This is a genomic window from Pseudomonas sp. JAI111 (assembly GCF_024809425.1).
In the GTDB taxonomy this organism is placed as follows: Bacteria; Pseudomonadota; Gammaproteobacteria; order Pseudomonadales; family Pseudomonadaceae; genus Aquipseudomonas.
Genome location: NZ_JANUCB010000007.1, coordinates 188323 through 200473, shown reverse-complemented (window position 1 = coordinate 200473; position 12151 = coordinate 188323). Strand labels below are relative to the sequence as shown.

Below are 12151 nucleotides of genomic sequence, written 5' to 3'. Positions count from 1 at the left end.
TGCGACTCAAACTACTGTAGTGATTCTTCTGTGATCAACCCATGCCCACGAATAGTTTTTTTGATTCCGTATTTCGGCTGTTGGCCGTTCTGGATGCCGTTCTTTCTGGAGAGTTGTCGTCGTAACCCCGATATCGACTGGTTGCTGTTCAGCGACTGCGGTATCCCGGAGCATCTGCCGCCCAACGTCACGGTCGAATGCATGAAATTCAGTGAGTACTGTGGGCTGGTGTCTGATCGGCTCGATATCGACTTTGCACCGGATGCGCCTTACAAACTCTGTGATATCAAACCGGCGCTGGGGCATATTCATGCCGACCGCCTGCAAGGCTATGATTTCTGGGGGTTCGGCGATATTGATCTGGTGTATGGTGACCTTCGTGGTTATTTCACCTCGGAGCGACTGGCCGGTCATGACCTGTTCTCGACTCACGAGCGGCGGGTCGCGGGCCATCTTTGCCTGATGCGTAACAACACCCGAAAGCGCGAGTTGTTCATGAAGATGAAGGACTGGCGAAAGCGCTTTACCGACCAAGTGCACCACGCGCTGGACGAGGGCGCATTCAGCCGAATCTTCCACTGGCGCAAAAATTTTCCCGAGCCCTTGTTCACCTGGGTGGGCAAGCTCAATCCGTCTCGACGACGCAGTGAATTCACCGAGGCGTTCAGCACCCCGGGAGGCTGCATCAAGTGGCACGACGGCACGGATGATTTTCCGCGCCACTGGTATTGGCGCAATGGCTGTTTGAGCAACGATCGCGATGGCGATCGCCGGTTTCCGTATTTCCACTTCGTCTGCTGGAAGCGCAATGAGTGGTCACGGTTGCCTTCACCCGATCCAGGCGAGGTCCGGCGTATTGCCGCCGACGCGACCTGGGTCATCGATGCGACTGGTTTTCACCGGGGAGAGTTATGAGTCAACGGTCAAAGGTTCTGCAGTTGCAGCCTGACTACAACGTCAAAGCCCATGATTTTGCCGACCTGGCGGAGCAGATCGTCAAGGCTTTGCCGAGCGAGCGCTATGAAGTGACCGCCGCGTTCCTGCGTGGCAAGCCCGGGCCAGGCGAGGCCGTGAGCCGGGCTGACCGTTCGGTGTATTTCGAGTTCTCCGACAAGTCCCTCAAGGGCATGCGCCTGCGGGCGATGTGGCAGCTGTACAAGTTTTGCCGCGCGGAAAAATTCGACGTGGTGATCTGCAACCGCTTCAAACCCGTGAACATGATGCTGACCCTCAACCGTTGGTTGAAAGTGCCGCTGTGCATTGGCATCTCCCACGGCTTTGGCGAGTACGACCGGTTTTACCGGCGTCGCCAGACCCAGCGCCTGATCGATCGGCACTGGCGTTTTGTCGGCGTATCGCCGGCCGTCAAACAGTACCTGCTGGACTGCGACTGTGGTTTCACCGACCAGAACACCTACGCGATCACCAATGCGATCGACATCGAACAGGCCGAAGGCTTACAGCACAGTCGTGAGCGCGCCCGCGAGTTGCTGGGCATCGATCCGTCGGTGCGCTTGATCGGCGCGTTGGGTCGTCTGGTGCCGGTCAAGGGCCACACCTATCTGCTGCAGGCGTTTGCCGCGCTCAAAGACAAATACCCGAACACCCAATTGGCGATCATCGGGGCCGGCCGCGAAGAGTCGAAACTGGCAGCCGAGATCGAGCGCCTGGGCCTGACCGGTCGCGCACACCTTTTGGGCTTCAAGGAAATCGCCTTGCAGTACATTCGTGCGTTCGATATCTGGACCATGCCGTCCCTGGCTGAAGGCCTGGGCCTGGCGCTGCTGGAAGGCATGAGCGGACACCTGCCGGTTATCGCCTCCAATGTGCCGGCAATGCTGCCGCTGATCCAAGGGGCTGGCGGGTTGGCGATTACGCCGAAGGATGTGCCGAGCCTGGTCACGGCGCTGGATAACTACCTTGCCCTGTCGGATGGCGAACTCAAGGCCAAAGGTGAGCAGGCGTTCCTTTATCTGCAAAAAGAACATGACATCGAGGTGTTCCGCCAGGAATACCTGAACCTGATCGAATCCGGCCTTGAACAGGCTCGCAAGGAACAACCATGAGCGACGCGCAACCTCTCGTAACGGTCATCATCGCGTCGTATAACCACGCTCGCTACATCGAGGAAAGTATCCTCAGCGTTCTCAATCAGACCTATAAGAACATCGAGCTGTTGGTGGTCGATGATGGTTCCAGTGACGACAGTGTCGAGCGCATCAAGGTATTGCAGGAAAAGTACGGCTTCGATTTCCGGGTTCAACAGAACCAGGGCCTGACGAATACCCTCAATGCCGCCATTGCCCGCTCAAAGGGCAGCCTGATCGTGCCATTCGGTTCCGACGACATCATGCTCCCGGAACGTATTGCGACGCAGGTGGCCTACATGGATGGCAAGCCTGAGGTCGGTATCTGCGCCGGTAACATCGAGCTGATCGATGCCGACGGCAATCTGTTTCCCGAGAAGCGCCAGCGCCGCGATGTGCCGTTTCGGCGCCTGGACTTCGATGACATGTTCCTGGAGCGCAAACCCTATCCGCCCGCGCCGACCCTGATGATCCGTCGGGAAGCGCTGGACAAGGTGGGTGGGTTCGATCCGAACATTCGGCTGGAAGACTTGCTGATCGAATTGAAGGTGACCCGTGCCGGGTACTTCATCGATGGCCTGAATGTATTGATGGCGCGCTATCGCAAGCACCCCACCAATTCCTACAAGAACCACCGCTTCATGGTCGACAATATCCTGCGCTCCTACGCGCTGTTCAGCGATCATCCGCTGTACGACGAGGTGCGCTACAAGTTCCTCAGTTCAATGTTTCTCAAAACCTCCAACCGCGATCGCAAGTTGGCTCGCGAGCTGCTGGCACAGATCCCGTTCAAAGCCTGGAACAAGAAGACCTGGCGTGGTCTCGGGCGGCTGTACTTCTCGCCGCTGGAAAAAGACTAAGGTCTTGACGCAATATTCTTAACAGCTGGCGAAGCCTGCATTCGGCTGCGCCAGCTGCTAGAGGGTATGTGAGATCAGCGAGCGATCTTTTCCGTCAGGCCCTTGTCGACCTTCCTGCTCCTGCTTTGCCGCAACCACTGCAAGACTTTCTTGCCTGCGTTGATGCCCGGCTGTTCGATGTACAGGAACGTCAGGCTGCTGATGACTATCAACAGGCAGCTGCACACGGCCAGCAGCGTCAGAAAGGTCGAAGTGTCGCGAGCATCCAGCTCCAGCATGGGCGGCAGTCGCTGCACCAATAACCAAAGCACGAACCCGTGCAGCAAATAGGTGCTGTAGCTGATTTCCCCGAGCCAGCGGATGCTGCGCGGTTTCAACAGGCCGAACAGGTTGTTTCCGGACGCCACGATCACGAAAAACAACGACATGAGCAACAATGGCCTAAGGCTGAAGGCGCGGTTGAATGCCGTGAATGCAATGGCCAATGCCAGCAATGCGACAATGCCCGCCATTCGTGTCTGACTCCAGGCCATCAGTTGTGGCCGGCGAATCCAGTACGCGGCTCCGATGCCGCCGAGGAAGCTCGCCAGGAAGTGTTTTTTCAACGAATGTTCCCAGCCGACCACCTGGTAAAGGGCATAGATGCCGATCAGGCACAGCACCACTTGCATCCAGGTTGTGCGATAGATAAACACCATGGCGGCGAGCGGCAGGGCGAGGTAGAAAAACATCTCATAGCCCAAGGTCCAGGTGACGTTGGAGATCAACATGCCGGTGCGGTGGTACTGGTTGACGTCCGGTAGGGCGAAGGTCAGCCAGGCCAGAATCTGTCCGAGCAGACGGATGCCAGGTTCCTTGAGTTCCCAGTTCTGCAGATAAAACACCGTGACAAATACGATCAGCATCAGCGGCAGGTACAACGGGTAGAGGCGAAACAGGCGAGACACGGCAAAGGCAAGCCAGTCGTGTTGACGTCCTTGGGTGAGCAATCGGTTCCAGAACAGGAAGCCGGTGATCATGAAAAACAGCGCGACGCTGCCCTGGCCGAGTTGTGCGTAAAAATTGCTCGGCGGAAAATCGATCACGCCGGTGCGCAGGAAGATCCAGGTAATGATCGAGTGATGCACAAACACGCCGAACGCCAGATAGCCGCGCAACCCGTCAATGCTGGCGTAACGGCTTTCGCCGGAATGCTTCAGGTGACGAGCTATTTTCGGGACGGCGCGCAACAACAGGGCGGCGGTCAGGATGGCCAGCAGATAGGCTGCCGGCGCAATGAGTGGGTTGGTTTCGGTCATCAATGAGACCGAGCCGGGAGACTCCCGGCCAGCACTTGCCTGTGCAGATTATCGACAGCGGATTTTGACGCCGTCATGGCATATCCCTGGAGCAACGCTTCGAAGTGATCTTCGAACAACCAGCGTCGATCTACCGTGTAGCGTTGCATGTGGCGCAGATTACGCTGACGCAGCGACAGGCTCAGGGATGAAGGGTAGATGCGCATGTCGGCCACGTCGATCAAGCCGAACTCGCCATCTTCAAGCACCAACACGTTGCCCAGGTGCAGCGAGCGGAAATACACACCTTGCTCATGCAGTTGAGCCATGAACTTGCCGAATCGCTCCACCAGAGCCTGACGCACTGCCGGAGCTGTAATGCCTTGCATCACCTGGCGCAAGGTGTTGCCCGGGAGTGGCATATAGTGCACGGCGCTGCTGCCATCGTGGAGCCGGTACAGTTCAAGAATTTTCGGGGTGGGAACCCCCATGTCGCGCAATTGTTCGCTGTTGACGGCAAAGCGTTCGGAGTACGGGTTGAAGCTGCCCGAGGTGTACCAGCGGCGGCGACGGAACAGCTTGAGGAAGCTGCCATCAACCAGACGCAGGACTTTAGGGCCCAGGCCATCTTCTTCGATTACCTGCGCATTGGCCGTCAGCGCTTGCAGGTCTGTCGGCTTCAGTGCCTTGACCGGCATTGCCAACAGGCGTCTGGCGCGCAGGTTGATGCTTAGGGCTGCGACCAGTGCCAACGGAATCCATAGCAGAAACCAGTGCTCTTTAGGTCGCGAGATAATGCCGCCACCTTCGGTCAGGCCCGCACCAATCCCGAATATCAACCACGTCGAGGCAATGATAAACAGCGGTTGCACGCGATTACGCCAGCTGCTCAGCAACGCCCAGGCCTGAAAGAACAACCACGGGAGCAGGCCTATAATGCCGACGTAATACAGAACGCCCAAGGCAAAGCTATGAGGCTCCTGGAAGTTCGTTCCGACCCCCGGGTCTATGGCCAGATCAGCGTTGTAGCCATGACCGATCCACGGGTGTTCAGCAATTTTGTTCAGCGCCAACTGCCAGATTTCGAAACGATAAGAGTCGCCGCGCTCGATGATCATCCGTGAGAACAGCACTGCTACGGTTGCCCCGCTGGCGAGCAGCACGCCAAGCAAGACTATGGACCGGCGACCCCAGCAGATGAAACTCAGCCAAAACGAGGCGATGGTCAGCGCAACCAGCGGGGTTCTGGAGCCGGTCGCAATGACGGCGGCGAACATCACGGCCATCGCCGGGATGCTCAGCCAGAGCACCTGCTTGCGCTTGCAAGTCATGCTCAAACTTAACCAATACGCGCAGAAAAATCCGAATACGTGAGAGCTGAGCAAGGGATTGTCGAACGCACCGCCACCGATCAGGCGTAGCCCAGGCTCGTAGATACGAGAAAACATGAATAAGTAGTAGGCCGTGCAGATCAGACCCACGATTGCGGCGGTGAGCAACAGTGGTTGAATGATTTCACTGCGATAACGCACCAGCAAATAACACCCTGCGAACAACAACAACGTATGCAGCGGTGGCTTGAATTCGCCGAAGAAGCTTTTGCTGTCAGGGGTCCAGCATAAACTCACCATAGCCCAGGCGACGAACACCAGCGCTGCAATGAAGATCGGTTGGCGTAGCAGCTCCTTTAGTGCACGAGGCCGCAGGCAAAGGGCAACCAATGCCGGAATGCTGAACAGTCCATAAAAAAGCTTGTGGTGCAAACTTCGGCCCGGCAGGAAAAACATCGCGCACAAGAGCAGAAAATAGCCAACGGGAAGAATCCAGAGGCAAATGAAATCGAAAACTCGATTGGACACGTTGTTTAAACCGCTTAGCTGCATGCTGAAAGATTCAATCCTGAAGTTGATCGGCCATTTCGGGGTGATGGCTATTTGATGCTGAACAATACGTCTAACAATAACAGCCTTTGTGCGATTGCCAGAACCCTGAGGAAGCTGTGCTAAAGTCAGCGTCCTTTTTATCGACATTCGCGTGATATGACCGACTCCAGTCTCTCCGCAAGCCCTTCGAGCTTGAAAATCTACTTCCGCCTGCTCGGTTATGTCCGGCCGTACATCAGTCTGTTTCTGATCAGCATCGTCGGTTTTCTGATTTTCGCTTCGACGCAGCCGATGCTTGGCTACATCCTCAAGTATTTCGTCGACGGTTTGTCCAACCCCGAGGCGGCACTGTTTCCAAACGTGCCTTACCTGCGTGATCTGCAACTGCTGCAGGCCGTGCCGTTGCTGATCATCCTGATTGCCGCATGGCAGGGATTGGGATCTTATCTGGGCAACTACTTTCTGGCCAAGGTTTCCCTCGGGCTGGTGCATGACTTGCGTGTGCAGCTGTTCAATAACCTGCTGGTCTTGCCCAATCGATATTTCGACAAGCATAACTCGGGTCATTTGATTTCGCGTATCACCTTCAACGTGACAATGGTCACCGGGGCGGCCACAGATGCGATCAAGGTCGTAATCCGTGAAGGCATGACGGTGATCTTCCTGTTCGCTTCGCTGCTGTTCATGAACTGGCGCCTGACGCTGGTCATGGTTGCCATCCTGCCGCTGATCGCTGTCATGGTGCGCACCGCGAGCAAGAAATTCCGCAAGCAGAGCAAGAAAATCCAGTTGGCCATGGGTGACGTGACGCATGTGGCGTCGGAGACCATTCAGGGTTATCGCGTGGTGCGCAGCTTTGGCGGCGAAGTCTACGAAGAAAAGCGTTTCTTCGAAGCCAGTCAGGGCAACACCGACAAGCAACTGCGAATGACCCGTACCGGCGCCATCTACACGCCGTTGCTGCAATTGGTGATCTACACCGCGATGGCGGTACTGATGTTCCTGGTGCTTTACCTGCGCGGTGATTCGTCGGCGGGCGACATGGTTGCCTACATCACTCTGGCCGGTCTGCTGCCCAAACCGATTCGCCAATTGTCCGAAGTCAGCTCGACCATCCAGAAAGGCGTGGCCGGTGCCGAGAGCATCTTCGAGCAACTGGACGTCGCGCCTGAAGTCGATACCGGTACCGTCGAGCGTGATGCCGTCAGCGGCCGTCTGGACGTGCGCCACCTGAGCTTCACCTACCCCGACACCGAGCGCCAGGTGCTCGATGACATCAGCTTCTCGGTCGAGCCGGGGCAAATGGTGGCGTTGGTCGGTCGATCAGGTAGCGGCAAGTCGACGCTGGCCAACCTGATTCCGCGCTTCTATCACCACGACAAGGGCGAGATCCTGATCGACGGTGTCGAAGTGGAGCAGTACAAACTGCTGAACCTGCGCAAGCACATCGCCCAGGTGACCCAGCACGTCACGCTGTTCAGTGACACCGTGGCCAACAACATTGCCTATGGCGATCTGGCCGGCGCGCCCCGTGAAGACATTGAAAAAGCAGCTCGGGATGCTTATGCGATGGACTTTATCGCGCAACTGCCCGAAGGCCTGGACACCCAGGTCGGCGAGAACGGCGTGCTGCTTTCCGGCGGTCAGCGCCAGCGTCTGGCAATTGCCCGGGCGCTGTTGAAGAACGCGCCCCTGCTGATTCTGGACGAGGCCACGTCGGCCCTCGATACAGAGTCGGAGCGTCACATTCAGGCAGCGCTGGATCAGGTCATGAAAGGCCGGACCACCCTGGTGATCGCGCATCGCTTGTCGACCATCGAGAAGGCGGACCTGATTCTGGTGATGGACCAGGGGCGGATCGTCGAGCGCGGCACCCATGCCGAACTCCTGGCGCACAATGGTTACTACGCCCGACTCAATGCCATGGGCCTCGATGCCCCGGCCGAAGACATCGCCTGACAAATGGTCACCGGGCGTGCAATGCGCCCGGTGATTTGTATCCAGACCTTTACCCTTCTTGACCAAACCTGAATAAAACTGCGTGCCGCGCTTGCTAAGGTTCCTGAACGAATCTTGACTTCAACGAGAGGGTCATCCCTTTCGCGCGGGTAATGCCATGTTTCAACGTTATCTCTGGAAAATCCTGCCCAAGCCGCAACGGGCCTTCCTGCTGGGGCGCCTGTCGGTGGTGGACCGTCAGGCAGTGAACAAGTCGATGTCGGGCAACCTGCGTTTCCCTCGGGCCTTCGAGCAGCATGCCTGTCTGTTCATCCACGTCCCTAAATGCGCCGGGAGCAGCATCTGTGCGGCGATATTCGATAACTGGAGCCCTGGGCACTTGCCGTTGTACTGGTACGAGCAGCAGTTTCCCCAGCAGTATGCCGCCAGTTTCAAGTTCGCCTTCGTTCGTGATCCACTGGAAAGGGCCTACTCGGCCTACGCTTTTTTACGGGGCAACGTGTTGGGGCAGCGTGATCACGCAGCGCAGCAACTGGTCAGTCACTACCGCGACTTCGATGACTTCGTCAGGCGCTGGCTGCACCCGGAAACCATCAACCGGCAATTGCACTTCGCCGCGCAGACAGACTTTGTCACCGACTCCCTGGGGCATCTGGCCCTGGATTTCGTTGGTTATCAGGAACACCTGGAACGTGACTTCCAGCTGGTTTGCGAGCGGTTGGGTCAGTCGGTGGCATTGCCTCACCTCAACGCCTCCCGGCAACGACTTGCAACGCCGGCCCGGGATTTCTGCACGGCGCGCACACGCCGGCTGGTGCGGCGAGCGTATCAACGTGACTACGAGATGCTCGGTTATGAATGAGTCGCTGTCGATGCCCGTTTCCGGCATCAGGCCCTACCATTTGTCGCTGACCCGAGAGGCCCGCGCTTCAATCAAATGCCAGCGCCCGCGTTGTCTATGGCTGACGGGGTTGTCCGGGGCGGGAAAGTCGACGTTGGCCAATGCCCTTGAACTACAGCTCAATCAGCATGGGCTGCACACGTTTCTGCTCGATGGCGACAACCTGCGCAATGGCCTGTGCCGTGATCTGGGGATGGGCGCTGACTGTCGTCGGGAAAACATCCGGCGCATGGCCGAGGTGGCACGGCTGATGGTCGACGCCGGCCTGATTGTGATCGTCGCAGCCATTTCGCCGTTTCGCGCCGAACGCGAGGCCGCGCGGCAATTGTTCGCCAAGGGCGATTTCATTGAGGTGTATGTGAGCACGCCGTTTGCGGTGTGTGCGCAACGTGATCCTAAAGGGCTGTATCAAGCGGCACGGGAGGGCCGAATCAAGGATTTCACCGGTATCGATAGTCCATACGAGGCGCCGCTGTCTGCCGAGTGCGAGATCGACACCGAAAAACGGGCGCTGGCAGCTGCTTGCAGGCAGTTATCGTCATTTCTGCTCAATAAATGACCAGATTTTAGTGTCGAATCATCCGGTTGCAGCCGTCGCGCAAGCCAGTGCCCACCCTGTGGTAATATCGCGCCCCTGTTCATTTTGTATGTGGGTTGCTCCATGAAGTTGTCCATGCCGCGATTCGATCAAGCCCCTGTCTTGGTGGTCGGCGATGTCATGCTCGACCGTTACTGGCATGGTGGTACCTCACGGATTTCCCCTGAGGCACCGGTGCCGGTGGTCAAGGTCGAGCAAATCGAGGACCGCCCGGGCGGTGCCGCCAACGTTGCGTTGAACATCGCCGCCCTCGGTGCTCCGGCCTCGCTGGTCGGCGTGACCGGCGACGACGAAGCCGCCGACAGTCTGGCCAACAGTCTCAAGGGTGCTGGCGTTCGCGCCTTGTTCCAGCGCATCGCGCACCAGCCGACCATCGTCAAGCTGCGGGTCATGAGCCGTCACCAGCAATTGCTGCGTATCGACTTTGAAGAACCGTTCGCTACCGATGCACTGGCGCTGGGCGAGCAAGTCGACGAGTTACTCGAAGGCATCAAGGTGCTGGTGTTGTCCGACTACGGCAAAGGCGCGCTGAAAAACCATCAGGTGCTGATCCAGGCCGCCCGTGCCCGTGGCATTCCGGTGCTGGCCGATCCCAAGGGCAAGGACTTCTCGATCTATCGGGGCGCGAGCCTGATCACCCCGAACCTCAGCGAATTCGAAACCATCGTCGGCGGTTGCGCCGATGAGCACGAGCTGGTGAGCAAGGGCGCGCAGCTGATGCACGACCTCGATCTCGGCGCATTGCTGGTGACCCGTGGCGAACATGGCATGACCTTGCTGCGTCCGGACCATCCGGCGCTGCACTTGCCGGCCCGTGCCCGTGAAGTGTTCGACGTGACCGGTGCCGGCGACACGGTGATTTCCACCCTGGCGGCAGCGATTGCAGCGGGCGAAGAATTGCCTCACGCGGTGGCCCTGGCCAACCTGGCGGCGGGCATCGTGGTCGGCAAACTCGGTACGGCGGCCATCAGCGCGCCGGAGTTGCGTCGTGCTATCCAGCGTGAAGAAGGTTCCGAGCGCGGTGTGCTGGGCCTGGAGCAGTTGCTGCTGGCGGTCGCCGATGCGCGTGCGCATAAAGAGAAGATCGTGTTCACCAACGGTTGTTTCGACATCCTGCATGCCGGCCACGTGACTTATCTTGAGCAGGCTCGGGCCCAGGGCGATCGTCTGATCGTCGCGGTCAACGACGATGCGTCAGTGAGCCGCTTGAAAGGGCCCGGTCGTCCGATCAACAGCGTTGACCGTCGCATGGCCGTACTGGCTGGTCTCGGCGCGGTGGACTGGGTTATCAGCTTCCCTGAAGGCACCCCGGAAAACCTGCTGCGCGAGGTCAAGCCGGATGTGTTGGTCAAGGGCGGTGATTACGGAATCGACCAGGTGGTCGGCGCGGGCATCGTGACCGCTTACGGCGGGACGGTGAAAGTGCTGGGGCTGGTTGCGAACAGCTCGACGACTGCAATAGTCGAGAAAATCCGCAAGTCCGAGTGACACGTTGATCGTTCCCACGCTCTGCGTGGGAATGCAGCCCGGGACGCTCTGCGTCCCAGAGCGGACGCCGAGCGTCCATTGAAGACTTCCACGCCGACGGTTCGACCGGTTCGACGTGAGAACGATCAAGAGCTGACTTTCTTGCGCGGCACAATCTTCTTCAGTAATAGCTTCGCTTTCCCACGCAGCCGCGCCAAACCGGAAGCTTTCCCCGGCGGGCTCAATCCCTGCTGTCGCATCCAGTCCTTCCAGCGAATCCGCTCATCGCGCACCAGCCAACCTTCCTGCTGGGCAAAACTCTCTGCCAGATACAACCCACGCGTACTCGCCGGGTATAGCTGATCCTTTTTCAAGGTATACAGCTCGGCCATCGGCTGGCCGTCCTGCAGAGGCATCAGGTACAAATCGGGGCGCTTGCGATCGAGCCGGGCCACCAGCTGATCACCCTCCAGTCGTTCGTCGACATGGAACAGGCTCAGGGATTTGACTTCCTTGGGCACCTCCAGACGCAGGTCATAGATCAATTGCAACGAAGCCGTCGGCAGATGCACATAGGCATGCGGACGTTCGATCAACTGCATCTTGGCGCAACGCACCGGCCGCGCAGAGCCGGACAACGGTGTCAGGCGAAAGGGCAATGCCTCGCGGTAATGCAGCGCGGACGAGTAGGGCGCCGGCAACCAGGTGTCATTGAAGCGTCCACCGAGCCAGCCTTCCGGGGTTTCGAGCAGACACTCTTCGGCTATCTCCTGGATCGCGGTGTGCAGCGGCAGGTTCAGTTCGTGGGCCGGCACGTAACCAGAGATCAACTTGAGTACCACGTCGCCACGGTCCTGCCGACGCTGACGCACCAATACCCAGTAATCGCGATTTTGCCAATGCAGGGTCAGGCGCACCGAGACCCCGAGGTTGGCCAGTTCCAGGGCAAAGCGCTGAGGGTCGGCCACCGCCACCGGGCGGCGACGTTGCAGGGTCTGGGAAAAATTGAGCGGCATCCCGACGCTCTGATAGCTCAGGCCTTCGGGAGTCGCTTCGACGTATAACGGCAGGGTCTTGAAGTTGCTCGGGTTCTTTCTTATGAGCGTACGCGGCATGTCG

10 protein-coding genes are annotated in these 12151 nt (G+C 58.4%); 7 read left to right on the top strand and 3 right to left on the bottom strand.

What is annotated here, in order from left to right:
* Positions 1–30: 30 nt before the first annotated feature.
* Genes HNR03_RS21615 through HNR03_RS21605 form a run of 3 tightly spaced genes read left to right on the top strand, consistent with a single transcriptional unit; the run spans position 31 to position 2947 of the window.
* Entirely contained in the window at positions 31–915 is an 885-nt protein-coding gene (locus tag HNR03_RS21615; protein ID WP_259155649.1) for a DUF6625 family protein, read from the top strand.
* Entirely contained in the window at positions 912–2066 is a 1155-nt protein-coding gene (locus tag HNR03_RS21610; RefSeq protein ID WP_259155648.1) for a glycosyltransferase family 4 protein, read from the top strand. Before HNR03_RS21615 ends, HNR03_RS21610 begins: the two co-directional genes overlap by 4 nt.
* A complete protein-coding gene (locus tag HNR03_RS21605) occupies positions 2063–2947 on the top strand; it encodes a glycosyltransferase (RefSeq protein WP_222589500.1) in 885 nt (294 codons plus the stop codon). The genes HNR03_RS21610 and HNR03_RS21605 overlap by 4 nt, the downstream gene beginning before the upstream one ends.
* 74 nt (positions 2948–3021) lie before the next feature.
* Here HNR03_RS21605 and HNR03_RS21600 read toward each other — a convergent pair whose 3' ends face one another.
* Positions 3022–4245, bottom strand: a complete 1224-nt coding sequence (locus HNR03_RS21600) for an acyltransferase (protein ID WP_222589501.1) — start codon at positions 4243–4245, stop codon at positions 3022–3024.
* Complete coding sequence (locus HNR03_RS21595; RefSeq protein WP_259155646.1) at positions 4245–6107, bottom strand: O-antigen ligase family protein; 1863 nt, start codon at positions 6105–6107, stop codon at positions 4245–4247. Before HNR03_RS21595 ends, HNR03_RS21600 begins: the two co-directional genes overlap by 1 nt.
* Positions 6108–6263: 156 nt before the next feature.
* On the opposite strand from HNR03_RS21595, the gene msbA reads away from it, so the two are divergent.
* The 4 genes from msbA to hldE all read left to right on the top strand — a co-directional run bounded on the left by msbA (position 6264) and on the right by hldE (position 11053).
* On the top strand, positions 6264–8066 hold the full coding sequence (msbA, locus tag HNR03_RS21590) for a lipid A export permease/ATP-binding protein MsbA (protein ID WP_259155645.1): 1803 nt from the start codon (positions 6264–6266) through the stop codon (positions 8064–8066).
* A 157-nt stretch (positions 8067–8223) separates the two neighbouring features.
* Positions 8224–8928, top strand: coding sequence for a sulfotransferase family protein (locus tag HNR03_RS21585; protein WP_259155644.1), 705 nt, complete (start codon positions 8224–8226; stop codon positions 8926–8928).
* Positions 8921–9526 (top strand): adenylyl-sulfate kinase, encoded by a 606-nt coding sequence (gene cysC / locus HNR03_RS21580; protein WP_259155643.1) that lies wholly within the window; start codon positions 8921–8923, stop codon positions 9524–9526. The genes HNR03_RS21585 and cysC overlap by 8 nt, the downstream gene beginning before the upstream one ends.
* 102 nt (positions 9527–9628) lie before the next feature.
* On the top strand, positions 9629–11053 hold the full coding sequence (hldE, locus tag HNR03_RS21575; protein ID WP_259155642.1) for a bifunctional D-glycero-beta-D-manno-heptose-7-phosphate kinase/D-glycero-beta-D-manno-heptose 1-phosphate adenylyltransferase HldE: 1425 nt from the start codon (positions 9629–9631) through the stop codon (positions 11051–11053).
* Between the two features lie 125 nt (positions 11054–11178).
* Here hldE and HNR03_RS21570 read toward each other — a convergent pair whose 3' ends face one another.
* Positions 11179–12147: a metal ABC transporter ATPase gene (locus tag HNR03_RS21570; RefSeq protein ID WP_259155641.1), complete on the bottom strand. Its 969-nt coding sequence runs from the start codon at positions 12145–12147 to the stop codon at positions 11179–11181.
* Positions 12148–12151: the final 4 nt, after the last annotated feature.